Raw genomic sequence first — 24,871 nt, 5'->3', positions numbered from 1 at the left:
CTCGCTGTAACCGGTACCGCGACCAGAGTTACCCCTGTTAGTGGGACGAAAGGTGCTCCACGAGCAAAGAAGTGACGGCCTCGGGCGCCTCTTCAACCACCCAGTGGGAGACGTCCTGGATCATCTCGAAGCGATACGGGCCGGTGACCCGGTTCGCGGTGTCGAGCGCGGCCGTCGAGCCGAAGGCGGCGTCCTCGGTGCTCCAGATGTAGAGCGTCGGCACCTCGATCGGCCCGATCTTCCCGCCGGGGCGGCCGGCGCGGTACCAGTTGAGCGCGGCGGTCAGCGCGCCCGGTTCGGACAGGCGCCGGACGTACTCGTCGACCTTGCTCGGCGACACCTTCCAGTCGAAGATGCGGCGCAGCGCGTCGGCGTTGTTCTCGAGCATCCGCCGTTCGGTGACCCGGGTCTGCCGCCATTCGGTCATGTACGCCGACCGGAGATGCTGGTCCTCGTCGGTCTTCATAGCTTCCGCCAGCGCCGCCGGATGCGGCGTCGAGATCACCGCGAGACTGCGGAGCCTGCCGGGATGCGCGTCGGCCGTCCACCACGCGACAGCGCCGCCCCAGTCGTGTCCGACGAGATCGAATTCGTTCCACCCCAAGCGATCCGCGATCGCGATGACGTCACCGACGAGGTCGTCGATCCCGTACTCGGACGCCTGTTCCGGCCGGACGTCCGGCGAGTAACCGCGCTGATCCGGGGCCACCGCGCGATAGCCGAGCACGCCGAGCGTCGCGACCTGGTGCTCCCATTCGACCGCGGCCTCGGGAAAGCCGTGCAGCAGCAGGACGGGGCGGCCGTCTTCGGGGCCGGCCGCGATGGCGTCGAAGGAACCGGCCGCGGTGGGGATGCTCAGCTGCTCGATCACGACGCCGACTTTACGGAACGGCTATCCGCCCGAATGCATGTCCTCGGCCTCGGGCACGCAGTCGTCGTCCGGGTCGTCGAGCCAGCCGTGCGGCAGCGTCACCTTGCCCGGCGAACCCTGCCGCCCGCGCGGCCCGGTGGCGGCGCTGGGGAACGGGGCGTCGTGGTCGAGTTTGGCGATGAGATCGTCGAGTTCGTCCATGCTGGACAGCATCGCGAAACCGCGGCGAAGTTCGGAGCCGACCGGGAAACCCATGAAGTACCAGGCCATGTGCTTGCGGATGTCGCGCATGGCCTTGTCGTGGCCGTCGTGCTCGACGAGCAGTTCCGTGTGGCGGCGCAGCACCTTCGCGACCTCGCCGAGATTCGGCGGCGTCGGCTGCGGGCGCCCGGCGAAGGCAGCTTCGAGCTCGCCGAACAGCCAGGGCCTGCCCAGGCAACCGCGGCCGACCACGACACCGTCGCAACCGGTCTCGTCGACCATGCGCAACGCGTCTTCGGCGGAGAAGATGTCGCCGTTGCCGAGCACCGGAATGCTGGTGACCGCTTCCTTGAGGGCCGCGATCTTCGTCCAGTCGGCCTGGCCGGAGTAGCGCTGCGCGGCGGTGCGCGCGTGCAGGCTGACCGCCGCCGCGCCCTCCGCCTCGGCGATCCGCCCGGCGTCGAGGTAGGTGAGGTGGTCGTCGTCGATCCCCACCCGGAACTTGACCGTGAACGGCACCCCCGCCTCGGCCGCGGCCTTCGCCGACTCGCGCACGATGTCGGCGAACAGCTTGCGCTTGAACGGCAACGCCGCTCCGCCACCCTTCCGCGTCACCTTCGCCACCGGGCAACCGAAGTTGCTGTCGATGTGGTCGGCGAGCCCCTCGCCGGTGATGATGCGGACGGCCTCGGCCATGGTCTTGGGGTCGACCCCGTAAAGCTGCATGGACCTGGGCTTTTCGTTCTCGCCGAAGGTCATCATGTGCATGGTGCCGGGGTGGCGCTCGACCACCGCGCGGGCCGTGATCATCTCGCAGACGTAGATGCCGGCGCCGTACTCCTGGCACAGCTGCCGGAACGCGACGTTGGTGATGCCCGCCATGGGAGCGAGCACGACCGGCGGATCGACCTCGTAGGGGCCGATCTTCAGGCTGGGCTTGCTCAGGGTGGCTGTCACGTCCTCCATTGTCGCCTGTGGTGTCTGTCACTCGCAGGTGGGCCGGGTAGTTCCTGTTCGAGGTGTGACGGTCACTCGGCTGGGTGGAGGAAACGCGATGTTGCGCGGGGGATCTGGACCGTACCGATCGGGCGCGATCAGGCTTCTTAGGCTCGGCGGATGTCCGCGCTTCAAGCCTTCGCCGACGAATCCTTCAGAGAAGACGACGACGGTGGCTTCTACGTACTCGCGGCGGCGGTCTTGCCCGTCGAACGGCATTCCGAACTGCGTGAGGTCATGTTCGGCATACGTGCCGAACGCACGGGAAAACTGCATTGGAACGTGCTGACCGACGGGCAGAAGCGAACGGTCGTCAAACAGGTCGCCGACTTCGGGGAACTGCACCTGGTGGCGGTGGGCACTCCGGTGCCGGCGCGACGGCAGGAACGTGGCCGTTCTCTGTGTATGCAACGCCTGGTGATGGAGCTGCACGCGCTCGGTGTCGGTCTCTTGGTCGCTGAAGGCTGTACGGTCCAGCTCGATGCCCGCGACGTGCGAACCGTCCAGCACTGCCGCTTTTCCTTGCCGCGAGGCGCCGTATTTCGTATCCGGCACGTTCGCGGTGCCGACGAGCCACTGTTGTGGATCTCCGACATCGTCGCCGGGGCTGTTCGTGCTCGCAGGCAAGGAATCCCCGACTACGCCGACCAACTGGCCGGGTGCGCCATCGAGTTTCAGGTCGACACACGTGCCTGATCCCGGACATGCGTAAGGCCAGGGTCCCGGTATTCCCCGGGTGCACCTGGCCTTGCGACTCGTGCTGCGCCCACGGCGCCGCACTCCGCATCCAGTTTAGCTCATGTGCGTTTCAGGTGCTGAAGTCGCGATTTCGGTAGCTTCGCCTCCATGAGCGTCCGGACGAGACTCGACGACCTCTACGCGCGACGGCTCCGCGCCCGCCTCCTCCAAGGTCCGCTGCCCCGCCACGTCGGCGTGATCATCGACGGCAACCGCCGCTGGGCCCGCGCGATGGGCTTCGTGGACGTCCGCGAGGGGCATCGTCACGGAGCACAGCACATCGCCCGGTTGATGTCGTGGTGCGAAGGCCTCGGCATCGGGCACGTGACGGTGTACCTCGCTTCGGTCGACAACCTCACGAAGCGCGCGTCGCCGGAGATGGCCTTCTTGATGCAGGTGATCGAGGATGTCGTCCGTGACCGGCTCACCGCGCCGGGCGCGAACTGGCGTGTCGCGCCTGTGGGGCGACTCGACATGCTGCCGTCGTCCACGGCCGAAGTGCTGAAGCGGGCCGAAGAGGACACTCGCGGTGCGACGGGGGTCGAGCTGACTCTCGCCATCGGGTACGAAAGCCGCGAGGAGATCGTCGACGCCGTACGCGATCTCGTGCTCGAAGGTGCCGCGGACGGCAAGTCCCTCCCGGAGATCGCGGAATCCGTTTCCGTGGATGCCCTTTCCGCGCATCTGTACACAGTGGGCAGTCCCGACCCGGACCTGATCATCCGGACCAGTGGCGAGGTCCGGCTGTCCGGATTCCTGCTTTGGCAGGCGAAGGATTCCCGGCTGCACTTCTGTGACGTCAACTGGCCGGGCTTCCGGTACATCGACCTTCTGCGGGCACTCAGGGTGTGGGCCCGATCCCGATGATCTTGCAGGTCGCGACCACATCGTCATCACGATTGAGTAGTGCTACGGATCCCTCCGGGCCCTTCAGGCCGCATGCTGATCGCCATGACCACCGATGGGGATGTGCTCCTCAGGCTCGCCGGGGAGATCGACGACCTTGGGGCCCGCCTCGCGCGGGTCGGCACGGAGCTGCGGACCGTCCAGTCCGCGGCGGAACCGAAGCACGAAGAGGCGCCTGAGCAGGCCGATCAGTCCGCGCAGGAGACGCCACAGGCCGAGCAAGCGCAGCAGCAGGTGCCCCAGCAGCCGCAAGGCGGGCAGCCGGAGGCCCAGCAGCCGCAGCCGGAGGCCCAGCAGGCGCAGCCCGAGGCCCAGCAGCAGCCCGCACCCCAAGTGCCGCCTCAGGCCCAGCAGCCTCCGCAACCGCAGGTCCCGCAGCAGCCGTACCCCCACCCCCAGTACCAGCACCCGCAGCACGCCCACTACCAGCAGCAATACCAGCAGGCCCAGTACGCGCAGTGGCAGCAACAGCAGCAGTACCGCCAGCAGTATCAGCAGCCCTACCGCCCGTACCAGCCCGCCCCGAAGGTGTCCCTCGCCGAGAAGCTGGGCAAGGAAGGCGCGGGCAGCAGGCTGCTGGCCTGGATCGGCGGCGCGGTCACGTTGCTCGGCATCGTGCTGTTCCTCGTGCTCGCGATCCAGCGCGGCTGGTTCGGCCCGTTGCCGCGGGTGATCGGTGGTGCCGTGCTCGGCGCCGCGCTGGTCGGCATCGGCCTGAGGCTGCACCGCACGCCGGCGGGCCGCACGGGCGCGTTCGCGCTCGCCGCCACCGGTATCGGCGCGCTGTACCTCGACGCCATCGCCGCGACGACGATGTACGAGTACCTCCCGGCCTACGCCGGTCTCGCGCTCGGGCTGCTGATCGCGGTCGGCGGGTTGCTGCTGGCCGTGCGGTGGAAGTCGTCGCTGCTCGCGACGGCCGTCGTGCTCGGTTGCGTGGTCTGCGCGCCGATCATCACGCAGGGTTTCACCGCGCAACTGGTCGCGTTCCTGCTCGTGGTCCAGGTCGCTTCGACGCCGGTGCAGCTGCGCCAGTCGTGGCCGTCGGTCGCGGTCGCGGCGGGGATCCCGCCGCTGGTCGCGTCGGTCTTCAGCACGGCGTTCACCGGACTCGGCGGCAGCACCGCCAACACCGCCGCCGCGCTGGCGGTGGGAGGCGTGGGACTCGCGCTGGCCCTGATCGTCACCGCCAAGCGGCCGGGAGACGCCGCCGCGCTCGTCCTGCTCGCCTTCGCCCCCGCGCCTTCGCTGATCGCCGCCCTGTTCCTGCCGAAGACCCCGGCCGTGGTGGTCACGGCGTCGGTCGCGCTGGTGCTGCTCGCGGTGTGGGCCGTCGGCAAGTGGCTCGACGGCTGGACGGGGGAGCTCGCGGGCGCCGCCGGGCTGGTCGCGGCCCTGCAGACGACGATGACGCTGTTCGACGGCAGCGCCCGGTCGGCGATCCTCATCGGCGAAGGGGTCCTGCTGGCGCTGGTCGCGCTGTGGACGAAGAAGCACGTGGCCCTCTTCGGCGGCCTCGGCTTCGCTGTCATCGGCGGCATGATCGCGCTGGTCTTCGACGTCCCGCCCACGCTCTTCTTCCTGATCCGCAACCGTCCGGACGCCGACCTCGCCGCCGCCTTCCTGGTGGCGCTGGCGATCCTGGCCGTCTCGATCACGCTTCCGTGGGTCGCGCACCGGCTCGGGCTCTTCAAGGCCGCGGCGGAGAACGTGGTGCCGTGGCTCTTCGCCGGGGTCTGCGGGCTCTACGGCGCGGGCGCGATGGTGCTGTGCGGCGCGATGCTGGTCGTTCCCGGCCGCTCGGGTTTCCTGGTCGGCCACGTGGTGATCACGGTGTCCTGGACGGTCGCCGCGCTGGTGCTGCTCGTCCGCGGCATCTCCGCGGTCAACCTGCGCGTGATCGGCTTCGTGCTGGTCGGCGCGGCGGTGCTGAAGCTGGTGCTGTTCGACCTCGCCGCGCTGGACGGCCTGGCCAGGGTCGCCGCCTTCCTCATCGCCGGTCTGGTGCTGCTCGGCGCCGGGACGCGGTACGCGAAACTCGTCGCGTCCCGCTGAGCGGACGAGGAAGAAAAGCCGCGGGGTCGTGGTTGGTCGGTTCATGACCTACCAACCCGACCCACGGCTCGCCGAGCGGGCGAAGGAGAGCGTCGCCTGGCTGACCACGATCAGCCCGAAGGGACGCCCTTCGCCCCGACCGGTGTGGTTCGTCCTCGACGGTGACGACTTCATCGTCTTCAGCCAGCCGGATACGGCGAAGACCCGCCACATCGAGGCCAACCCGGAGGTCAGCCTCCACTTCAACAGCGACGAGCACGGGGGCTCGATCCTGGTGATCGGCGGCAAGGCCGAGATCCTGCCGGACGGTCTCGCGTCGGAGCAGCCTGGCTTCCTCGACAAGTACGAGAAGCACTACCCGGCGATCGACTACGACGTCCCGAAATTCGACCGGGAGTACCGCGTCCGGATCAGGATCCGGCCCGAACGTACCTGGGGCTTCTAGAAACCGACGGTCACGCAGGCCAGCCGGGCCCCCGCGGTCCCGGCGTGGCCCGGGTGGGTGTGGGTATGCGTTTCGTGGATCACGATGGAGTTCGCGCGCCGGTCGGTGAACGTCCAGTCCACTTTGGACACGGCGGCGCCGCGGCCGGTGGCGTCGGTGGTGAGGTCGAGCCAGATCTCGTTGCGGGGGTTGGCGTAGGCCGGGTCCACCGACGGCTTCACCGGGTCTTCGACGTTCTGGTAGTGCGGGCCGGCGAGGTCGCCGGTGGCGCCGCACGGCTTCGTGTGGGCGTGGGCGCCGTATTCGCGGTTGGGCAGCAGGCCGGTCACGAGGATCGCGGTCGAGGTGCCGTGTGCCTTGGACGTCAACCCGAAGACGTGCGCGCGGGCGCCGGGCGGCACCAGTTCGGGTTTGTAGCTCGTGAGACCGCTCTTGGCGGTGATCACGTGGACCCGGGAGCCGGGGACGGCGGTGGCCGGCCCGGCGCCGGCGGTCAGGGCCAGTGCGGCCGCGGACAGGACGAGGGAAAGTGCGGGGACGGGGCGCATGCCCCTTGCCTAGTCCGCACGAATCGGACACGCCAGAGCGGTCACTCGGTCGGGCGATCATTCTCAAACTATGGGCAGGAAATGTGAGTAGCAACCCTCCGGATCGCACTTGGCTGGTCGCGGTCGCCGCCGCTCTTTGGGGCACCGACGGACTTCTGAGGCTTCCGCTCGCCGAAGCCCTCCCGGCGGCCACGGTCGTTTTCTGGGAGCACCTGCTGGTCGTGCTCGTGCTGAGCCCTCTCATCCCCGGCGCCATCCGGGCGCTGCGCCGGACCGGCCCGCGGGAATGGCTGGCCGTGCTCGCCATCGGCGGCGGATCCTCCGCGCTCGCGACGGCGATGTTCACCGCGGCCTTCAAACTGGGCGACCCCGTGACGCCGTTGGTGCTGCAGAAGCTCCAGCCGGTGTTCGCCGTGCTGGCGGCGTATTTCGTGCTCCGTGAGCGGGTCCGCCCGGGATACGCCTTGTTCGCGATCCCGGCGCTGCTCGGTGCGTGGCTGCTGGCCTTCAAGGATCCGCTGAACATCCAGGTCGCCGCGGCAAAGGCGGCCTTGCTGGCGATCGGCGCCGCCGCGTTGTGGGCGGCGGGCACGGTGCTCGGACGGCTGCTGTCCACCGAGCTGGCGCCGAAGGAGGTCACCACGCTGCGTTTCACGGTCGGGCTGCCGGTCTCGGCGGGGATCGTGGCGTACCAGGGCGGCCAGTTCGCCGTGGGCTGGGACAACGCGCTCGGGCTCGGCCTGCTGGCGCTGGTCCCGGGCCTGCTCGCGTTGAGCCTGTACTACCTGGGCCTGCGGTCGACCCCGGCCGCCAGGGCGACGCTCGCGGAGCTGGCGTTCCCCGTCACGGCGGCCGTTATCGGCGTATTGTGCTTGAACGCCGATTTGTCGGGTACTCAGTGGCTGGGCCTCGCCGTGGTGGTGGTGTCAGTGACTTCGCTCGGCTGGCATGAAAAGGTCAGGCGTCAACCGATGGTCTTGGAGCCGCTGAATGGTCGAGCACACCGGCGAGACGAAGAACGAACGCCTGACCCGCAACGTCAGTGAGCTCCTCCAGGAGCTGCGGGTCGCGCAGGCCGGTGTCCAGATCCTCTTCGGTTTCCTGCTCACGGTGGTGTTCACCGACGAGTTCCACCAGGCGAGCGGGTTCGAGAAATCCGTCCATCTGACGGCGGTCCTGCTCACGGTCTGCTCGACGGTGCTGCTGACGGCGCCCGCCGCGTGGCACCGGCTGCTCTTCCGCACCGGGAACCGTGAGCGGATCCTCACCGTCGGCAACCGGTCCGTCCTGGTCGGGCTCGGCTGCCTCGCGGCCGCCATCACGACGACCGTCGCGCTCATCGCCAAGGTCGTCTTCGGCCCGATCGCGATGACGATCCTCGGCGTGGTGACGGCGGTGCTGTTCGTCGTCATGTGGTTCGTGGTGCCGAAGAAGATCGACCGAAACGGCGACTGATCACCGTCCCGCGCGCACCGGGGTGCTTTCGGGCAGGCCGAAGGCGGCGGCCGACACGTTCCGAGGGTCGTCCGGGCTCGCGCCGTCGAGCACCCGGCGGGCGCCGACCCAGGAGAACATCTCCTTGACCGAAGGCGAGTAGCCCGCCCCGTCCACCGCGACCTTCCGGTCGAGCACGCGGTACCCGCCGGGGGTGCGTTCGACGCGGTAGACCATCGGCTGACGGCGGAATCCGCCGCGCGTGACGAGCCCGTCGCCTTCCTTTTCGACCTCGTCGCAGCTCGCGACCAGGCCGATCTTGACCCGTTCGCCGTCCGCGCGGGTCTCGATCACCTTCTGCGTGCACACCCAGCGGATTCCCGCCTCCCGGGCGCCGGCGAGCGAGCGCAGATGTTCGTCGATCGGCGGCAGCGCCTCACGCGCGACGGCGTCGTCCACCGATGGCATCTCGTCCACGATCCACCAGCCTGCCGCGGCCACCACCACACCGACCCCGGCGAGCACGGGCCAGCGTTTGACGTTCCCCATGGCACGAAGCTACCGAGCGGGGCAAGTGTTCATCCGCGGTTCGGGACGCGTTGCCTCCGCGACCGTAGGTTGCGGCCGTGAACGACTCATCCAGACGGACCTTCCTGCGCGGCGCGGGCCTGCTCGGCGCCGGTGCGGCGGTCTCCGCGTTACCCGCGCTAGGTGCTCCCGCCGCTTCGGCGACCTTCGGCCATCAGGGCCCGGACTTCGAAGACGGCCGCTTCACCCTCGCGGTGCTGCCCGACACCCAGTACCTCTTCGACGCCGACCGTGGTGACCCCGCGCCGTTGGACGCCACCCTGCGGTACGTCACCGGTGGCGACGAGAACATCGTCTTCCTGGCGCATCTCGGCGACCTCACCGAGAACGGGCAGCCCGGCGAATTCGAGCAGATCAGCCGCTCGTTCCAGCACCTGGACCGTCGCCGGTTCCCGTACAGCACGCTGGCCGGCAACCACGACGTCAAGTCCTCCACCGACGACCAGCGCGGCCGCACGCCGTACCTGGACGCGTTCGGGCCGCACCGGCAGCGTGGTTCGCGGACCTTCCGCGGCGCGAGCCCGGACGGCTACAACAGCCACCACGTCTTCCGCGCGGGCGGACGCGAGTGGCTGCTGCTCGCGCTCGACTGGCGGCCGTCGGCGGGCGGGCTGGAGTGGGCGCGGTCGGTGCTCGCGCGGAATCCGCGGCTCCCGGCCATTCTGACCATCCATGAATTGGTATGGGCCGACGACGCGGGACAGGCACAGTTCTCGGAATTCGGGCAGAAGGTGTGGGACGAGCTGATCGACGGGAACGATCAGATCTTCCTCACCCTCAACGGGCACTACTGGCCGCCGGGCCGCACGGTGAAGCGGAACAAGGCGGGCCACGACGTCCATCTGCACATCACGAACTACCAGGACCGCTACTACGGCGGCAGCGCGATGATCCGGCTCTACCGGTTCGACCTCGCGCGCGACGTGATCGACGTCCGCACCGTCTCGCCGTGGCTGGCGGACCAGGCGCCACGGCTGAACGAGCTGCAACGGCAGGAGATCGAACGCACCGGCCCGGCGGACTACTTCAGCCTGGAGATCGACTTCGAGTCGAGGTTCGCCGGGTTCGCGCCGGTCCCGGTCCCGCCCGCGCGGCCCGCCGAACGGCAGCTGGTCCGCGGGACCGTGGCCTACTGGCGATTCGAGGGCCGGGAGGGCGTCCCCGTGGATGGGGTGCGTGACCTTTCGGGCCGGGGCAACGACCTGGTCCGCGTGACCCTGCCCGGCAGCGCGCCCGAGGCGCTGCGGTTCTCCGGCGAGTTCTCCGGACGGCAGCCGTCGAGGTCGAGCCTCCGGTTCGACGGCGGCAAGAAACCGGCTCGCGGCGGCTATCTGCGCACGGCGGACTCCGCGCCGATGAACGCGGAGACGTTCGCGCGCGGTTACACCGTCGAGGCGTTCGTCAAACTGCCGGCGGATTTCAAGGACGGCAAGCACGCCTGGGCCGCGATCTTCGGCAGGCAGGGCTCCGGCGGCAAGGCGGGCAAGACCGGCGACGATCCCGGCGAGCCTTCGGCCACACTGTCCCTTTCGGACGGTGCGGCGTTCCAGTGGGCGGTGTTCCCGGTGAACCAGAACGGGATCTCCACCTGCTGGGGGCACGAACTGAAGCTGGAGGAGTGGATCCACGTCGCCGCGGTCAACGACGGCAGGCGGACGACGCTCTACGTCGACGGCTGCCCGGTGCTGCGGAATCCGAAGACGCCGGCCGCGGGGATCGCGAACCCCGGCGGCTCGTGGCTGATCGGCGCCTACGCCTACGACTCGATCGTCGAGCAGGCGTTCCACGGCTGGCTCGGCGACGTCCGGGTGGTGGGGCGCGCGCTGGACCCCCGCGAGTTCATGCTCGGCTGAGCGGATCGTGCGCGGTAATGGCGGATGTTCGTCCCCATTATCGCGCACGATCGTTCATCCGGGAATGCCGGGTCCCTCTTGACAAGCGGTGGACAATAAAAAATCGGCGCCTGATCAAAATCACTGATCAGTACGCCGAATGTGTTGTCAGTCTAACCGCTGTGAGGGGAACTTGTCAAATCAGGGGTACGACGAGGAATTGCGATCCGAACGGCAGTATGTCGCGTCGCTCTACCGGCGGCTGGACGCCGAACGCGCGCGGGTCAAGGAGGCGTATGCCGGTGCGCTGCGGGGAGAAGGCTTCGCGCTTTCCGACCGTGAGGTGTCGGTCGGTGCCAAGGCGCGCGAGATGACGAGGCTGAAGATCGCCGACGAAGGTCTTTGTTTCGGCCGGTTGGACGCCCTTTCGGGAGAACGGTCGTACGTCGGCCGGATCGGCCTTTTCGACGAAGAGAACGACTACGAACCTTTGGTGCTCGATTGGCGGGCGCCGGCGTCGCGCGCGTTTTACTGCGCGACGGGCGCGTCCCCTGAAGGAATGGCGCGGCGCCGTCAATTCCGCACCCTCGGCCGCGACGTCCGCGACTTCGCCGACGAGGTCTTCGGCCGCCCGGAATCGGCGGGGGAACGCGGCGACGCGGCGCTGCTGGCCGCGGTCAACGCGCCGCGCGGCGAGGGGATGCGGGACATCGTCGCGACGATCCAGGCCGAGCAGGACGAGATCATCCGGCTGGCGCACCCGGGCGTCGTCGTCGTGGAGGGCGGTCCGGGCACGGGGAAGACGGCGGTGGCGCTGCATCGGGTGGCGTACCTGCTGTACACGAAACGCGAGCGCATGGAACGGCGCGGCGTGCTCGTGGTCGGGCCGAGCAGCGGATTCCTCGACCACATCGGCCGTGTCCTGCCTTCGCTCGGCGAGACCAGCGTGGTCTTCGCGACGCCGGGTGACCTCGTCGCCGGTCTGCGCACCGAACGCGAGGATCCGCCGGCGGTGCAGCGGATGAAGGGCTCGCTGGCGATCCTGGACGTGCTCTCGGCGGCGGTGGCCGACCGGCAGGAGCTGCCCGCCGAGGCGGAACCGATCGAGCTCGACGACGTCACCGTGCCGCTGGACGCCGAGGTCGCGGCCGCCGCGCGCGAGCTGGCCAGGGAAAGCGGCCTGCTGCACAACGAGGCGAAGGCCGTCTTCGAACAGGAGGTGATCACCGCGCTCGCCACCCGCGCGGTCGACCGGCTCGGCGCGGGGTGGCTGCCGTCGGACGACGAGCACACGCGCCCGGAGATGCTGAAGAACGCCCGGCGTGATCTCGAAGCCAGCGAGCAGCTCCGCGCGGTGCTCGACCGCCTTTGGCCGTCGCTGACGCCACAGCGGCTGCTCGCGGACCTCTACGCCTCGCCGGAGCGGTTGCGGGCGGCCGGCGCCGATCCGGCGCTGTTCCGCGAGGACGCGGACGCGTGGACGGTCTCCGATGTGCCGTTGCTGGACGAGGCCGTCGAACTGCTCGGCCGCGACCGCACGGCCGAGCGCCGGGCGGAGGAACGGCAGCGGCGGGTACGGAGGGAGTACGCCGAGCGGGTGCTGGAGATCGTCGAGGTCGAGGAGGACCACGACGACTACGAGTTCGCGCTGCGGCCGACGGACGTGCTGATGGCCGAGGAACTGGCCGACCGGTTCGCCGAGCGCGACGAGCGGGATCTGGCCGAACGCGCCGCCGCCGACCGGGAATGGACCTACGGTCACGTCGTGGTCGACGAGGCGCAGGAACTGTCCGAAATGGACTGGCGGGTGCTGATGCGGCGCTGTCCCAGCCGGTCGTTCACCGTCGTCGGGGATCTCGCGCAACGGCGGTCGCCGTCGGGTGCCCGGTCCTGGGACTCGATGCTCTCGCGGTACGTCGCCGATCGCTGGGTCTACCGGAAGCTGACCGTCAACTACCGGACGCCGTCGGAGATCATGGCGGTGGCGGCTTCGCTGCTGGCGAGTTTCGCGCCGGGCGCCGTTCCGCCGGAATCGGTGCGTTCGTGCGGGGTCCGGCCGTGGGCGCGCCGAGTGTCCGAAGTGGACATCCAGGAGGCCATCGCCGAGTTCGTCCGCGAGGAATCGGGTCGCGAGGGGACGTCGGTCGTCATCGGGCCGCCGGGAGTGCCCGGCGCGATCGCGCCCGCCGCGACCAAGGGGCTGGAGTACGACGCCGTCCTGGTGGTGGAACCGGAGCGGATCCTCGCGGACGGCCCGAGCGGCGAGGCGGAACTGTACGTCGCGCTGACGCGGGCGACGCAGCGGCTCGGGGTCCTGTACACCGGGACGCTGCCGAAAGTCCTCCGCGGTCTCGATTCCGGGCGGCGGACTCCCGACGCGTTCCTGCGCTGCGTCTGATCGCTCCCGCGAGCGCCATGAAAGGTCCCTTCCTTGCGCAATCTGCGAGGAAGGGACCTGTCATGGCACGGGACGGGCCGTCATCGGGTCAGGTTGCCCCAGGCGTATGTCTGTTTCGCGAGTTTCAGGTAGACCAAGGTCTCCGTGCTGACGACACCCGGGATGGGCCGGATGTCGTCGTTCAGCACACTCAAGAGGTGTTCGTCGTCCCGGCAGGCGACCTCGGCGAGCAGGTCGTAGCCTCCCGCGGTCAGCACGACGTAGTGGACGTCCGGCAATCCGGAGAGCTGGTCGGAGACCGCCCGCGGATCGCCTTGGACCCGGATCCCGACCATCGCCTGACGGCCGAGCCCGACGTTCGCCGGATCCGTGACCGCGACGATCTGCATCGTCTCGTCCCGCAGCAGCCGCTGGACGCGCTGCCGCACGGCGCCCTCCGACAGCCCGACGGCCTTGGCCAAGGCCGTGAACGAGGCCCGCCCGTCGACTTGCAGTAGAGCGATCAGCGTGCGATCGGTATTGTCCAAACCTCTAGGCGTGCGCTGCTCCATCTGCGCGCGTGGTTCGTCACCCATGCCGTCCCTCCCTTTGTTTCGGCATGTGATTCTTGTCGCGCAGCGTATCGATCAATGTCCAGAATGCTACCGCCGTTAAGTTGTTTGTCGCGATTCTCTTTCTCTGCCCCTTAGGGCAAAGGATTCTGTCGCGTGACAGGCCGGGTGCCGAGGATTTCGGACGGCGCCTCAGCCGAGATCGCGTTCGAGCAGGTCCTCCTCGGTTTCCCGGCGGACGAGCAGCGTCGCCCGACCTCGGGAAACACCGACCACCGGCGGCCTGCCGACGAGGTTGTAATTCGACGCGAGCGAGTGGTGGTAGGCCCCGGTGCAGGGGACGGCGAGCAGATCGCCGGGGTGGACGTCGTCGGGGAGCGAGAGCCCGTCGGCGAGGACGTCGCCCGATTCGCAGTGCCGCCCGACCACCGTCATCGGCCGCCTGGCCGCACGGCTGCGCCTGCCGATCAGGCGAGCGGTGTACGCCGCGCCGTAGAGCGCCGGCCGCGCGTTGTCGCTCATCCCGCCGTCGACGGCGACGAAAGTGCGCGAGCCGCGTTTCACCGCGCAGACCCGGTACACGGTGATACCCGCCGGGCCGACGATGGCGCGGCCTGGTTCGATCGTCAGTTTCGGCAGGGGGAAGCCGTGCGAAGAGCATTCGTAGGCGAGCGCGACCCGCAGACGGCGTACGTAACCGTCGATGTCGAAACCCGGGTCACCGGGCAGATAACGCACGGCGTGCCCGCCGCCGAGGTCCAGTTCGCGCAGGGTGACACCGTGGGTCTCGCGGAGCGCGACGAGCACGCCGATCATCTTGCGGGCGGCCAGTTCGTAGAAATCCACCCGCGACACCTGCGAGCCGATGTGGCAGTGCAGCCCGGCCAGCCGGAGCCCGGGCTGCGCGAGCACCGCGGAGACGGCCCGGCCGAGGTTGTCGCGCACCCCCTCGCGCAACGAGAAGCCGAACTTCTGTCCTTCGGTGCCGGTGGTGATCGCCGCGTGCGTGCCCGCCGCGACGTCGGGGGTCACGCGGATCAGCACCTGCTGCGCGCCGGTGGCCAGCGCGCCGAGCTGCTCGATCTCGTCGAGCGAGTCCACCACGATCCGGCGGACACCGTAGGACAACGCCGCCTTGAGGTCTTCGGGGGTTTTCGCGTTGCCGTGCAGCAGGATCCGCTCGGCGGGGAAGCCGACCGACCGCGCCACCGCGATCTCCCCCGCCGAACAGGTGTCGAGGGAAAGCCCTTCCTCGGCGACCCAGCGCAGGACCGCGCGGGTGCACAGCGCCTTGCTCGCGTACGCCACCTCGGCGTCCGGCAGTGCCTTGCGGTAGGCGCGGGCGTTCTGGCGGACTTCGTCCTCGTCGAGCAGATACGCCGGTGTCCCGAACCTCGCGGCGAGGTGGGACACCGGCGCGCCGGCGAACAGCAGTTCCCCGCCGGGCCCGAGCCGGGTGCTCCGTGGCCAGACCCCGGGTTCGAGATGGTCGGCGGCCTCGCAGCCGAGGCTGGGCAGGAGCTCGGTGAGCGTCACGGTTACCTCCGCGTCGATCGGTCAGTGCCTTGTCAGCACAACTCCGATCGACCCGGCGGGGCCGTTCCGGCAACGTCTCCCTGACGCTTCGCGAGACCTCGCTGACGCCTTGTTAACGCGCGGGTAACCCCGGTCACGCTCGTGGGCGATGACCTTGGGGGGCGTGCCGGCGGTCTCCGCACCCAGGTGTCGCGAAAGCCACTTTCGGGACGTCAGACGTCGCGAAAGTGGCTTTCGCGTCATGCTCTGGCGGCAAGAAGGACACCGCCTAGCGGACTGGCTCCGGGACGGTGTCGAGCGCCCGCACCATGTGCACGGCCAGCGCGAACGCCTTCTCGTTGTCGAGGTCGGTGTGTTCGTTGACGATCTTCTTCACGGTGTCCACCCGGATCTCGTAGCGGGAGACGGGGACGGTGTCGGCGTTCATGGTGATCCTCTATTCGGTTGTTTCGGGTTTCGTGGCGCAGGTGCAGCCGCGGCTGAAGCCGCCGGCCGCGGTCGCGGTGCAGAAGCGGCGGGCGATCGCGTCGTGCGCGGACATCGGATGCGGGCAGCTCGGGCACCGGTCGCCGGCGGCGGGCTCGGTCACGACGTCGCCGAGGGAGCGGACGGAGGAGGTCATCGGACACCCACCGGTTGAGCACGCAGCGGCGCCCCGACCTCGTGCAGATGCCGGAGCACGTAGCCGTACGACGCCGCCCAGCCGCACTGCGCGTAGTCGATGCCGTGCTTCGCGCAGAACTCCCGCACGATCACCTGCGCGTGCTTGAGGTTCGGCCGCGCCATGCTGGGGAAGAGGTGGTGCTCGATCTGGTAGTTGAGCCCGCCGAGCGCGAAGTCCACCACCGGGCCGCCGCGCACGTTGCGCGAGGTGAGCACCTGCTTGCGCAGGAAGTCGAGCTTGTGCCCGGCCGACAGCGTCGGCATGCCCTTGTGGTTCGGGGCGAAGGAGCAGCCCATGTACACGCCCCACAGGCACTGGTGCACGGCGATGAAGACGAAACCGACACCGGGCGAGAGGACGACGAACACCGCGGTCAGGTACGCGGCGACGTGGGCCAGCATCAGCGCCGCTTCGAGCTTCCGCCGCTTGAACCCGCGCTGGAACATCGCCGTCACGCTCGAAACGTGCAGGTTCAGGCCTTCCAGCAACAGCAGCGGGAAGAACAGGAACGCCTGGTATTTCGCCATCCAGCGCAGAAAACCCCGCCGTTCGGTGCCCTGCGCCTTGGTGAAGATGAGCGCGGCGAGGTTGACGTCCGGATCCTCGTCCTCGTGGTTGGGGTTGGCGTGGTGGCGGGTGTGCGTGCCGATCCACCAGCCGTAGCTCAGCCCGGTCAGTCCACCGTGGACGAAACCGGTGACGTCGTTCGCCTTGCGGCCGCGGAAGATCTGCTTGTGTCCGGCGTCGTGCCCGATGAAGGACAGCTGCGTGAACATCATCGCGAAGAACGCGGCGAGGAACAGCTGCCACCAAGAGTCCCCGAGATGTGCGAAGGCGACCCAGCCGCCCGCGAAAGCCAGCAGGTTCAAGGAGATCTTCACCGCGTAGAACTTTCGGCGCCGGTCGAGGAGGCCGGCGTCTTTGACCAATTTGGACAGTTCGGCGAAATCGCTGCCCTGTCTCGTCTGTGTGGAGGTCATGGTGCATCACACCGTTCTGGTTCGTGAAAGTGGACAATCCAGCAACGGGTTCACAAACACCGAAAGGGTCTGGTTCGGCCGAGAAGAGGCACTGGTACCACAACACGCCACGGTCGCTCCGTGGCCTGCCTCCAGTGTTCCACGGCGGCGGAGCGGAAGCAATTCACCAAAGCCGCACGATCTGGCGTACAGTCGAAGACATCGAGGGAAATTTCCCCCGGTTCCGTCCGGTCGCGAGAATCGATCGGAGACAGGAGCACCGGCCAGACATCGTTCTTCGCGCTCATGGTCCCACCGGCCTCGCCGGTGAGCAGCCGCCCGCCGCGCACCAGCGCGCCCCGAGGCGCCCATCCGGGCCACGCCGCGATCGTCGATGGCCACGACCTCTGACCTGTCACCGTGTCCGCACCCGCCCCAGTGGGTGCGGACACGGTCAGAAAAACGTCAGCGCCGCGCGGACCCGCTCTCGTTCCGCGCCGGTCAGCGCGCGGCTCGGCGGCCGGACGCCGGCGCGGCACAAACCCAGCTGTGCCAACGCTTCCTTCACCACGCTCACGTTGTTGGCGTTGCCGTCCGCGGCCCGTAACTCCTCGAACGGCCGGACGCGTTCCCAGCAGGCCATCGCGCCGCGGAAGTCACCGTCGCGGAGTGTGCGGAACATCTCCAGCGAGAGCGACGGCGCGACGTTCACCAAACCCGACGTGAACCCCGTCGCGCCGACGGCGAAGTAACCCGGCGCCGACAGCTCCGCCAGCCCGGCGATCCACGTGAAGCGATCGATCCCGGCGTCCCGCGCCACCGACGCGAACCGCACCGGATCCGGCACCGCGTACTTAACCCCGATGACGTTCTCCGCGGCGTCGGCGAGCCTCGCCAGCCGCTCGCCGTCGATCCGCGCGTCGCGCACGTACGGCACGACACCCAGCTCCGGGACCGCCGCCGCGATGGCGCGGTGGTACTCGACCCAGCCCTCCGCCGAGACGTACGGATGCACCGGCTGGTGGATCATGATCAGGTCCGCGCCGGCTTCGGCGGCGTGCCGCGCCGCGGCGATCGCCGTCCGGACGTCGTGCCCCACTCCGGCGACCACGCTCGCCCGGCCCGCCGCGGCCTTGACCGTCAGCTCGAGGCAGAGCCGGGTCTCGGCCTCGTCCAGCGCGTAGAACTCGCCGGTGTTCCCGTTCGGTGTCACGACGCCGACACCGCCTTCGATCACCCGGTCCACCAGTTTCGCGTAGGCGTCCGGATCCACGGCACCGTCGGCGTCGAACGGCGTCACCGGGATGGCCACGACCCCGGACAGGCGCCGTTTCCGCTCGTCGAAGCGCGAAGAGGAGGTCACTGGCATGCCCTATCTGATATATGATGTGACACTCAACGGTAGCACGGGAGACGTGCCGGACGGTCGTCCCGAAGGTCGGGACAACCGTCCGAAGCAACCTCGAGGGCCGGTCCGCGCGTACTTCCGGTATGCGAAGACGGCGGCTCTGGGCGACCCCGGCGAAACTGGTGCTGTTCGGTCTGGTGCTCGTGTTCCTGAACGCCTCCTGGGGCCCGCCGGCGTTGGGCGACGCGTTCACGTTCCGCCTGGGCGCCTGGACGGTGCTTCCGGACGAAGACCTGCGCCTCGCCTATCTGGCGGTGCTGGACGAGCGGTGCCCGATCGGGGAGATGTGTGCTTCGCCGGGGCGCGCGATCGTGACGATGTCCTACGCCCGGCCGTCGACCGGCCCGGCGGTGTCGTTCACGATGGACGTGGTCGCGGCCGAGGGGGCTGCTTTCGGGGGCTACCGGGTCGACTACGCGGATCTCTCGCCCAGTGCCGACTTCCTCACCTTGCGCCTCGGCCGCTAGCCCGATCAGGACCGTTCGGCGAGGAAGATCTCCAGCTGCTCGACGACGAACGCGTGGTCCTCGGCCTGCGGCAGGCCCGAGACGCCGACGGTGCCGACCGGGCCGACACCCTCGACGATCACCGGGAACACGCCGCCGTGCGCGGCGTAGAGATCCGGGTCGAGCCGGGAATCGGCCTCGAACGTCGTGCCCTTCGCGCGGAACTGCTCGCCGACGAGAAACGAGCTGTGCCCGTACCGGTCGACGACGCGGCTCTTGCGGTCGATCCACGCGTCGTTGTCGGCCGAGGTGCCCGGCAACGCCGCGTGGAACAGCCGCTGCCCGCCGCGGCGCACGGAGACCGTCACCGGGAGGGCGCGGTCCCGTGCGGCCGCGAGCAGGTGGGCGCCCAGCTCCAGCGCGGTCTCGTTGTCGAACCGGCGGAAGACCAGGCGCTCCTCCTGTGCGGCCAGGACGGCCAGGGTGTCATCGCTCATGCCACCCATTAAATCAACGCTGTTGTGTAATGGCTAGCGAAGGGCGTCCAGCGCGAAGGCGGCGTACATCGCGACGCCGTTGGCCATCGCGTCCTCGTCGAAGACCACGCGGTTCGAGTGGTTCGCCTCGACCGTGGCCAGGTCGGCGTCGGGCGGGCAGGCGCCTAGGAACGCGAAGGCGCCCGGAACCCGCTGCAGGACGTAGGAGAAGTCCTCCGCGCCCATCACCGGGTTCTCCATGACCTCGGAGTTGCGGGCGCCGAGGACCTCGGCCGCCAGGTCCAGCACGCGCGCCGCGACCTGGGGGTCGTTCACCGTCACGGGGTAGCCGGGGAGGACTTCGGCGCTCACGCGGACGCCGTGCGCCGCGCCGACCGCCTCGCACACCTTCGGCAGCTCCTCGCGGACGAACGCCTGCGTCCGCTCGGACAGCGTGCGGATCGTGCCCTCCAGGAACGCCGTCTCGGGGATGATGTTCGTCGTCGTCCCGGCCTCGATCCGGGTGACCGAGACCACCGCGGGCTCGAACACGCTGACCTTGCGGGTCACCATCGTCTGCAGTGCGCTCACCATCGCGGCCGCCGCAGGCACCGGGTCGATCGCCTGGTGCGGCGCCGAGCCGTGCCCGCCCCGGCCGGTGACGGTGACGTGGAAGCTGTTCGCCGACGCCATGATCGGCCCAGGCCGGGTCTGCACGATGCCCGACGCGACCTGGGTGAAGATGTGCAGGCCGAACGCCTTCTCGACGCGTTCGCCCGAGGCGTCGAGCACGCCCTCGTGGATCATGTGGCGCGCGCCGTGCTCGCCCTCCTCGCCGGGCTGGAACATGAACACCACCGACCCGGCCAGCTCGTCGACGTGCTCGCTGAGCAGCCGCGCGGCCGACGCCAGCATCGCGACGTGGGTGTCGTGCCCGCAGGCGTGCATCGCGCCGTCGTCCTCGGAAGCGAAGTCGAGGCCGGTGTCCTCGTGCAGCGGCAGCGCGTCCATGTCGCCGCGCAGCAGGATCGCCGGGCCCGGCTTCCCGCCGCGGAGGACGGCGGTCAGCGAAGTGGTCGATTTGCCCTCGATGATCTCGAGCGGCAGGCCGTCGAGGGCCGCCTTGATCGAGGCCTGGGTTTTCGGCAGGTGGAGCCCGATCTCCGGATTCCGGTGGATCTCCCGGCGGAGCTCTACGGTTTTCGTCTGGAGCGCGCGGGCCTCCTCCAGCAATCCGGCGAAGCGGGCGTCGGGGAGGGTGGGCAGGTCGGTGGGTCCGGTCATGTCTCGATAGTGGCGCATGCGGCGCTTCGGGCGCACCGTGCGTGCGTTCCGAATGCGGGCGGAATACGGTGTGCGCATGGCGGTGCAAGAGCCGATCACGGGGTTCGCGGTGGCCGTGGTGCGGGAGGACGGTCGGTGGCGGTGCAGTTCCCTTGATCCGGGGGCGCTCGGCGAGCTCGACGCTGCGATCACCGAGCTCGGCAAACTGCGTTCGACAGGGGCCGCGTTCGGCCTGCTCGCGGTCGACGACGAGTTCTTCGTGATCGTCCGGCCGAGCCCGAGAGGCCCCTCCCTGCTGCTGTCCGACGCCGCCGCGGCGCTCGACTACGACATCGCCGCGGACGTCCTCGACGTGCTGAGAGTCGACCCCCCGGACGAGGACGACGACGCGGTCTGGCCGGAAGGCGACCTGGAGATCCTGTCCGACCTCGGACTCCCCGGGGCCGAACTGCAGGTGATCGTCGGCGAGGTCGACCTCTATCCGGACGAACAACTCCAGATGGTCGCGCAGCGGTGCGGATTCGCCGCCGAGTTCACGAAGATCCTGGACGAGATCTGAGCCCCGCAGCCTCCGCCGCCGACATCGCCGCCGTCCGGGCGGCGATCGCCGCGGCGCGAGGTGCGGGCGACGACGTGCCGATCGGCGCCGTCGTGCTGTCGCCGGACGGGACCCCGCTCGCCTCCGCGCGCAACGCCCGCGAAGAACTCGGGGACCCGACGGCGCACGCGGAGATCCTCGCGCTGCGGGCCGCGTCCGAGATCTACGGCGACGGCTGGCGGCTCGAAGGCTGCACGCTCGCCGTGACCCTGGAGCCGTGCACGATGTGCGCCGGCGCCCTCGTGATGGCCCGGGTCGCGAAGGTCGTCTTCGGCGCTTGGGAGCCCAAGACCGGGGCCGTGGGGTCGCTGTGGGACGTCGTCCGCGACCGGCGGCTCAGCCACCGCGCGGAGGTCGTCGGCGGTGTGCTGGAGGCCGAATGCGCGGCCCTGCTCGAAGAGTTCTTCCACGGGCAACGGGGTAACCGCACCGGGTGACAGATGTGTCGGATCCCGTGGCCCGGGTAACCCGGAGACAGGCGGTCGCAAACGGCGGCCGCAGTCGAAGGAGGAACATCCGCCATGAGCGTTTTCGACAAGGCGAAGGACAAGGCCGAACAGGCCATCGGCGCCGCCAAGGAGAAGCTCGGCGAGAAGACCGGCAACTCCGACCTCGCGAACTCCGGCCGGGCCGACCAGACCGAAGGCCAGGTCAAGGAGACCGGGCACGACCTGCGCGACCGCGCGGAAGGCGGCGTGCAGGACCTCAAGGACAAGTTCAACAAGTAGTCCCGGACGCAGAAGAGCCGGTCTCCACGGAGACCGGCTCTTCGCTGCGGTGGCGGTGGGATTTGAACCCACGGACGGGTATTAACCGTCACACGATTTCGAGTCGTGCTCCTTCGGCCGCTCGGACACGCCACCGCCGAGAACAATACCGGAGGGTCTTCCGGGGCCTTCAGGGGGTCAAGGAAGCTGCGCGGTGATCTCGTCGATAGCCGCCGTCTGGTTCTCCACGATCTCCTGTGCCAGCGCTTTCGTCTCGGGGTGCTCGCCCGAAGACAGCACGGTCTTGGCCATCGCGACGCCGTTGCGCAGGTGTTCGGCCATCAGCGGGAGCCACACCTTGTCGAACTCGGCGCCCGACAGATTCTGCAGCGAGGCGACCTGCCCCTCGGTGATCATCCCCGGCATCGCGTGCCCGGCGTGACCCGCCGCGGGCAGGACGGCCGCGTTCCAGGACTGCAGCCAGCCGGTCATCGTCTGGACCTCCGCCGACTCGGCCTTGACGATCTTGGCGGCGGTGGCCTTCACGAACTCCGAGGCCGACCGGTCCGAGGCCAGGTTCGCGACCTGGATCGACTGCTGGTGGTGCGGGACCATCTGCTGGGAGAAGGTGATGTCGGCCTGGTTGGCGCCCGGTGCCGCCGGTGCGGCGCCCGTGGCCGACGAACAGCCCGCGAGCACCCACACGACCAGCCCGAACAGTGCCATCGGCAGTCGCCGTCGCATCGATACCTCCGTAGTCAGGGGAAAACCGGCCCCTCCGCCCGGTGATACGGCTGTGACCTTCCGGCGGTTCAAAATCGGATTAGCCTTGGCAGGCATGACGGATCCGAAGACAGTGGTGACCGGTTTCCTTCAGGCCCTCGAAGAGTTCGACATCGATCGGGCGCTCGGCTTCGTGGCGATCGACATCGTCTATCAGAACGTCCCGCTGCCGCCCGCCCGCGGCCTTTCCGCGGTGGAGAAGCAGTTGCGCACCATGGCCCGTTACGGCAGCGGGTTCGAGGCGCGCACCCACCACATCGCCGCCGACGGGCCGATCGTGCTGACCGAGCGCACTGACGTCCTGCGGCGTGGTTCGTGGGAGGCCGAGTTCTGGGTGTGCGGCACGTTCGAAGTGCGCGACGGCCGGATCGTGCTGTGGCGCGATTACTTCGACTGGACGACGTTCCTGGCGGCGAGCGCGAAGGGCGCGGGCAAGGCGGCGGTCGCCGGCGCGAAGTCGCTCATCGGGAAGTACAAGACGCGGCAGAACCTCGTGAGCGGTAAGGACGGTTAGAACCGTCCTTACCGCTCACGAGGCGGAACACAGGTTGCGGGCCCAGCCGCGGCACAGGCACGTTGCGAAAGCCACTTTCGCAACGTCCGTACGCCACCTGCCCCGAGTGCCGGGATGTCGCGAAAGCCACTTTCGGGACGTCTGGTGCCCCGAAAGTGGCTTTCGCGACACCCAGCGGCTCGGACCGTCCTTGCCCCTCACGAGGCGGAAATGACACACCGCCGGTGTACGGGCCCCGTCCTCCCCCGACGGGTCCCGTGCACCGGCGGTGCGCCCCCAGTTCCCCCTGCTCACCCTCCCCGGTGAGCGTCGAGAAGCCGTTCGCTCAAGTCAGCCTCGCGCAGTACGGCGTCGAGCCGCGCGCCGCCGAAATGGGCCACCGGCCGTCCGCCGCGTTCCCGGTCGCGCAGATCGACGGCCAGTGCGATGCTCAGCAGCAGAACCAGTGCCGTACCGACGATGAGCCAGTTCATCGGACACCTCCTCCGGCGACGTGAGCCGAGGATTTGTGTCCTCGCTCACGTCGCCAAGGTAGCTCCGGAATTGCCGGGTTGTACCCCGACTTGAGGTTCATTTAAGGCAGCGGAACACCAATGGGCTATTTGCGCGGGGCTCCCGCGACATAAATGTCACCGTCGGCCACGGAGACGTCACGGGCACTGGACGCGCCGGTCGCCAGAATGCGGGCCGGATCCCGGAAACCGGTGATCACTTCGACGCGCTGGACCGGTTTCGGTGTGGTGATCAAGGTTTCCGGCTTCCAGACGCGGCCGTTCTCGAGCAAGAACGTTTCGATGCCCGGCTTTCCGTCACGTGTTCCGTAAACGCGCCAGGTGCCGCCATTGAGCTGTTCGATCTCGCGCAATCGGAGCCCGTTCGCGACTTCGCGCACTTCCCAGTTCCGGCCGTTCCACGCGCCCGCGAAATCGCGCGGCGAGCCGGCGGCGTCGAACTGGAACCAGGTGACGAACGGTTTGCCGTCGCGCTGGGTGCCGACCTGCAGGATGTAGTCCGGCGACTTGAGCCCGCCGGGGAGTTCGAGCGGCGTTTCGACGACCTTGAGGTACCGCTCCTGTTCGGCGTCGTCCACCTGCGTGCCGAGGTCGTGGCCCGCGGCGGAGAAGAAGCGCAGGGTGCGGACGTCGAACGACAGGTAGTAGACGTTCCGGTGGTAGACGTCGTGCTTGTGCTGGCCGGGCCCGCCGCCCGCGAGCGTGTAGACGAACTGGATCCGCCCGGACGACGGCAGGTACCGAAGCTGCCCGACGTAGATCTCGTCCATGTGGTCGGCCCGGCCCAGCGAGCCGAACGCCCACGGCTTCCCGGTCAGCCGCACGGAGTTCTTCCACGTCTTCCCGTGGTCGCGGGAAACGAGGTACTTCATCGGGCGGAAGTCGGAGTCCGCCGTCGGATCCAGTTCCTTCGTGGTCTCCCGGTAGAACAGGAACAGCGTGCCGTCGACGGTCTTCACCGGCATCGGGTAGCTCGCCGCGGCACCCTCGGGGACCTCGACGTCGGTCCAGGTGCCGTCGAGGGAATGCGCGAGCGGCGCGCGGCTGAGCACGGTCCGCTTGTTGTGCATCCCGCGGAAGATCAGCAGATGCCCGTCGCCGGCCAGCAGCATCGTGGGGTAGTTGTGCGGATCGGACTCGCCGTCGGCGATCTTCTTCGGCGCCGTCCAGGCGCCGGTCCGGTGGTCGTAGGCCTGGACGTAGGTGTCCGCGGCCTTGCCGGACCACGAGATGAAGGTCTTGCGCGCGACGGGGTCGAAGATGCCGCCCGCGTTCGGCCGCCGGTCGGTGCGCGACGCGACCGTGCTCGCCGGGGTCATCACTTCGAACGCCGCCTTTTCCGGTGGCTTGGCGGCCGCCGGGGGAACGGGGATCACGAGACCGGCCGCGACGATCGCGCAAAGCAGTCTGCGCATGAAGAC

28 protein-coding genes and 1 tRNA gene are annotated in these 24,871 nt (G+C 69.1%); 13 read left to right on the top strand and 16 right to left on the bottom strand.

Annotated features, from left to right (window positions below; all coding sequences use genetic code 11):
- Positions 1 to 37: 37 nt before the first annotated feature.
- Both ACZ1DY_RS42670 and dusB read right to left on the bottom strand, forming a co-directional pair.
- Positions 38 to 871, bottom strand: a complete 834-nt coding sequence (locus tag ACZ1DY_RS42670; RefSeq protein WP_465483082.1) for an alpha/beta fold hydrolase — start codon at positions 869 to 871, stop codon at positions 38 to 40.
- A gap of 21 nt (positions 872 to 892) precedes the next feature.
- Positions 893 to 2,038, bottom strand: coding sequence for a tRNA dihydrouridine synthase DusB (dusB, locus tag ACZ1DY_RS42665; RefSeq protein WP_034314478.1), 1,146 nt, complete (start codon positions 2,036 to 2,038; stop codon positions 893 to 895).
- A gap of 150 nt (positions 2,039 to 2,188) precedes the next feature.
- On the opposite strand from dusB, the gene ACZ1DY_RS42660 reads away from it, so the two are divergent.
- The 4 genes from ACZ1DY_RS42660 to ACZ1DY_RS42645 all read left to right on the top strand — a co-directional run bounded on the left by ACZ1DY_RS42660 (position 2,189) and on the right by ACZ1DY_RS42645 (position 6,212).
- Positions 2,189 to 2,764, top strand: coding sequence for a hypothetical protein (locus ACZ1DY_RS42660; protein WP_465483081.1), 576 nt, complete (start codon positions 2,189 to 2,191; stop codon positions 2,762 to 2,764).
- Positions 2,765 to 2,914: 150 nt separating this feature from the next.
- Positions 2,915 to 3,673, top strand: a complete 759-nt coding sequence (gene uppS, locus ACZ1DY_RS42655; RefSeq protein ID WP_465483080.1) for a polyprenyl diphosphate synthase — start codon at positions 2,915 to 2,917, stop codon at positions 3,671 to 3,673.
- Between the two features lie 72 nt (positions 3,674 to 3,745).
- Entirely contained in the window at positions 3,746 to 5,767 is a 2,022-nt protein-coding gene (locus ACZ1DY_RS42650) for a DUF2339 domain-containing protein (protein ID WP_465483079.1), read from the top strand.
- 43 nt (positions 5,768 to 5,810) lie between these two features.
- Positions 5,811 to 6,212 (top strand): TIGR03667 family PPOX class F420-dependent oxidoreductase, encoded by a 402-nt coding sequence (locus tag ACZ1DY_RS42645; protein ID WP_126737533.1) that lies wholly within the window; start codon positions 5,811 to 5,813, stop codon positions 6,210 to 6,212.
- On the opposite strand, the gene ACZ1DY_RS42640 is transcribed toward ACZ1DY_RS42645, so the two are convergent.
- The gene (locus ACZ1DY_RS42640) at positions 6,209 to 6,760 is read right to left on the bottom strand and encodes a superoxide dismutase family protein (RefSeq protein ID WP_126737534.1); all 552 of its coding nucleotides are present in this window, start codon (positions 6,758 to 6,760) and stop codon (positions 6,209 to 6,211) included. The two genes, ACZ1DY_RS42645 and ACZ1DY_RS42640, sit on opposite strands and share 4 nt — an antisense overlap.
- 83 nt (positions 6,761 to 6,843) lie before the next feature.
- Between ACZ1DY_RS42640 and ACZ1DY_RS42635 the strand changes: the two genes are divergently transcribed.
- Both ACZ1DY_RS42635 and ACZ1DY_RS42630 read left to right on the top strand, forming a co-directional pair.
- Positions 6,844 to 7,806, top strand: coding sequence for a DMT family transporter (locus ACZ1DY_RS42635; RefSeq protein WP_126737535.1), 963 nt, complete (start codon positions 6,844 to 6,846; stop codon positions 7,804 to 7,806).
- The gene (locus ACZ1DY_RS42630) at positions 7,751 to 8,215 is read left to right on the top strand and encodes a DUF6328 family protein (protein ID WP_126737536.1); all 465 of its coding nucleotides are present in this window, start codon (positions 7,751 to 7,753) and stop codon (positions 8,213 to 8,215) included. Before ACZ1DY_RS42635 ends, ACZ1DY_RS42630 begins: the two co-directional genes overlap by 56 nt.
- Here the strand turns inward: ACZ1DY_RS42630 and ACZ1DY_RS42625 are convergent, their stop codons facing one another.
- Positions 8,216 to 8,743, bottom strand: coding sequence for a hypothetical protein (locus tag ACZ1DY_RS42625; protein ID WP_465483078.1), 528 nt, complete (start codon positions 8,741 to 8,743; stop codon positions 8,216 to 8,218).
- Positions 8,744 to 8,820: 77 nt separating this feature from the next.
- Between ACZ1DY_RS42625 and ACZ1DY_RS42620 the strand changes: the two genes are divergently transcribed.
- Both ACZ1DY_RS42620 and helR read left to right on the top strand, forming a co-directional pair.
- The gene (locus tag ACZ1DY_RS42620; protein WP_465483077.1) at positions 8,821 to 10,635 is read left to right on the top strand and encodes a LamG-like jellyroll fold domain-containing protein; all 1,815 of its coding nucleotides are present in this window, start codon (positions 8,821 to 8,823) and stop codon (positions 10,633 to 10,635) included.
- Between the two features lie 172 nt (positions 10,636 to 10,807).
- Positions 10,808 to 13,012: an RNA polymerase recycling motor ATPase HelR gene (helR, locus tag ACZ1DY_RS42615; protein WP_465483076.1), complete on the top strand. Its 2,205-nt coding sequence runs from the start codon at positions 10,808 to 10,810 to the stop codon at positions 13,010 to 13,012.
- 80 nt (positions 13,013 to 13,092) lie between these two features.
- Here the strand turns inward: helR and ACZ1DY_RS42610 are convergent, their stop codons facing one another.
- The 6 genes from ACZ1DY_RS42610 to ACZ1DY_RS42585 form a co-directional block, all read right to left on the bottom strand.
- On the bottom strand, positions 13,093 to 13,587 hold the full coding sequence (locus ACZ1DY_RS42610; RefSeq protein WP_005167158.1) for an Lrp/AsnC family transcriptional regulator: 495 nt from the start codon (positions 13,585 to 13,587) through the stop codon (positions 13,093 to 13,095).
- A gap of 168 nt (positions 13,588 to 13,755) precedes the next feature.
- A complete protein-coding gene (gene lysA / locus ACZ1DY_RS42605) occupies positions 13,756 to 15,099 on the bottom strand; it encodes a diaminopimelate decarboxylase (protein WP_465483075.1) in 1,344 nt (447 codons plus the stop codon).
- A gap of 268 nt (positions 15,100 to 15,367) precedes the next feature.
- Positions 15,368 to 15,526, bottom strand: a complete 159-nt coding sequence (locus ACZ1DY_RS42600; RefSeq protein ID WP_185927419.1) for a DUF6307 family protein — start codon at positions 15,524 to 15,526, stop codon at positions 15,368 to 15,370.
- Positions 15,527 to 15,535: 9 nt separating this feature from the next.
- Positions 15,536 to 15,721, bottom strand: coding sequence for an RGCVC family protein (locus tag ACZ1DY_RS42595; RefSeq protein WP_126737541.1), 186 nt, complete (start codon positions 15,719 to 15,721; stop codon positions 15,536 to 15,538).
- The gene (locus ACZ1DY_RS42590) at positions 15,718 to 16,743 is read right to left on the bottom strand and encodes a fatty acid desaturase family protein (protein WP_126737542.1); all 1,026 of its coding nucleotides are present in this window, start codon (positions 16,741 to 16,743) and stop codon (positions 15,718 to 15,720) included. The genes ACZ1DY_RS42595 and ACZ1DY_RS42590 overlap by 4 nt, the downstream gene beginning before the upstream one ends.
- A gap of 433 nt (positions 16,744 to 17,176) precedes the next feature.
- Positions 17,177 to 18,091: a dihydrodipicolinate synthase family protein gene (locus tag ACZ1DY_RS42585; RefSeq protein ID WP_465483074.1), complete on the bottom strand. Its 915-nt coding sequence runs from the start codon at positions 18,089 to 18,091 to the stop codon at positions 17,177 to 17,179.
- 122 nt (positions 18,092 to 18,213) lie between these two features.
- On the opposite strand from ACZ1DY_RS42585, the gene ACZ1DY_RS42580 reads away from it, so the two are divergent.
- Positions 18,214 to 18,597, top strand: a complete 384-nt coding sequence (locus ACZ1DY_RS42580; protein ID WP_465483073.1) for a hypothetical protein — start codon at positions 18,214 to 18,216, stop codon at positions 18,595 to 18,597.
- 5 nt (positions 18,598 to 18,602) lie between these two features.
- Here the strand turns inward: ACZ1DY_RS42580 and ACZ1DY_RS42575 are convergent, their stop codons facing one another.
- Both ACZ1DY_RS42575 and ACZ1DY_RS42570 read right to left on the bottom strand, forming a co-directional pair.
- A complete protein-coding gene (locus ACZ1DY_RS42575) occupies positions 18,603 to 19,073 on the bottom strand; it encodes a heme-degrading domain-containing protein (protein ID WP_465483072.1) in 471 nt (156 codons plus the stop codon).
- A 33-nt stretch (positions 19,074 to 19,106) separates the two neighbouring features.
- Positions 19,107 to 20,336 (bottom strand): M20 metallopeptidase family protein, encoded by a 1,230-nt coding sequence (locus ACZ1DY_RS42570; RefSeq protein WP_192742588.1) that lies wholly within the window; start codon positions 20,334 to 20,336, stop codon positions 19,107 to 19,109.
- A 76-nt stretch (positions 20,337 to 20,412) separates the two neighbouring features.
- Here ACZ1DY_RS42570 and ACZ1DY_RS42565 point away from each other — a divergent pair, with 76 nt between their 5' ends.
- The 3 genes from ACZ1DY_RS42565 (at position 20,413) to ACZ1DY_RS42555 (ending at position 21,662) form a co-directional block, all read left to right on the top strand.
- Positions 20,413 to 20,895: a tRNA adenosine deaminase-associated protein gene (locus tag ACZ1DY_RS42565; RefSeq protein ID WP_197684721.1), complete on the top strand. Its 483-nt coding sequence runs from the start codon at positions 20,413 to 20,415 to the stop codon at positions 20,893 to 20,895.
- Positions 20,896 to 20,918: 23 nt separating this feature from the next.
- The gene (locus tag ACZ1DY_RS42560) at positions 20,919 to 21,371 is read left to right on the top strand and encodes a nucleoside deaminase (protein WP_126737563.1); all 453 of its coding nucleotides are present in this window, start codon (positions 20,919 to 20,921) and stop codon (positions 21,369 to 21,371) included.
- An 84-nt stretch (positions 21,372 to 21,455) separates the two neighbouring features.
- Positions 21,456 to 21,662 carry a CsbD family protein gene (locus tag ACZ1DY_RS42555; RefSeq protein ID WP_126737547.1) on the top strand — a complete coding sequence of 69 codons (207 nt, stop codon included), beginning with the start codon at positions 21,456 to 21,458 and terminating at the stop codon, positions 21,660 to 21,662.
- A 47-nt stretch (positions 21,663 to 21,709) separates the two neighbouring features.
- On the opposite strand, the gene ACZ1DY_RS42550 is transcribed toward ACZ1DY_RS42555, so the two are convergent.
- Together ACZ1DY_RS42550 and ACZ1DY_RS42545 are read right to left on the bottom strand one after the other, a co-directional pair.
- Positions 21,710 to 21,797, bottom strand: a tRNA-Ser gene (locus ACZ1DY_RS42550).
- Positions 21,798 to 21,839: 42 nt separating this feature from the next.
- Positions 21,840 to 22,385 (bottom strand): DUF305 domain-containing protein, encoded by a 546-nt coding sequence (locus tag ACZ1DY_RS42545; protein WP_465483071.1) that lies wholly within the window; start codon positions 22,383 to 22,385, stop codon positions 21,840 to 21,842.
- Between the two features lie 94 nt (positions 22,386 to 22,479).
- On the opposite strand from ACZ1DY_RS42545, the gene ACZ1DY_RS42540 reads away from it, so the two are divergent.
- A complete protein-coding gene (locus ACZ1DY_RS42540) occupies positions 22,480 to 22,938 on the top strand; it encodes a limonene-1,2-epoxide hydrolase family protein (protein WP_465483070.1) in 459 nt (152 codons plus the stop codon).
- 290 nt (positions 22,939 to 23,228) lie between these two features.
- On the opposite strand, the gene ACZ1DY_RS42535 is transcribed toward ACZ1DY_RS42540, so the two are convergent.
- Positions 23,229 to 23,411: a hypothetical protein gene (locus tag ACZ1DY_RS42535; RefSeq protein ID WP_126737549.1), complete on the bottom strand. Its 183-nt coding sequence runs from the start codon at positions 23,409 to 23,411 to the stop codon at positions 23,229 to 23,231.
- A 125-nt stretch (positions 23,412 to 23,536) separates the two neighbouring features.
- The gene (locus ACZ1DY_RS42530; protein ID WP_465483069.1) at positions 23,537 to 24,865 is read right to left on the bottom strand and encodes a BNR-4 repeat-containing protein; all 1,329 of its coding nucleotides are present in this window, start codon (positions 24,863 to 24,865) and stop codon (positions 23,537 to 23,539) included.
- Positions 24,866 to 24,871: the final 6 nt, after the last annotated feature.

The sequence above is a fragment of the Amycolatopsis sp. PSD-21 genome, from assembly GCF_055561455.1.
The sequence above is the reverse complement of the archived record's forward strand: the minus strand, read 5'-3'. Positions and strand labels throughout refer to the sequence as shown.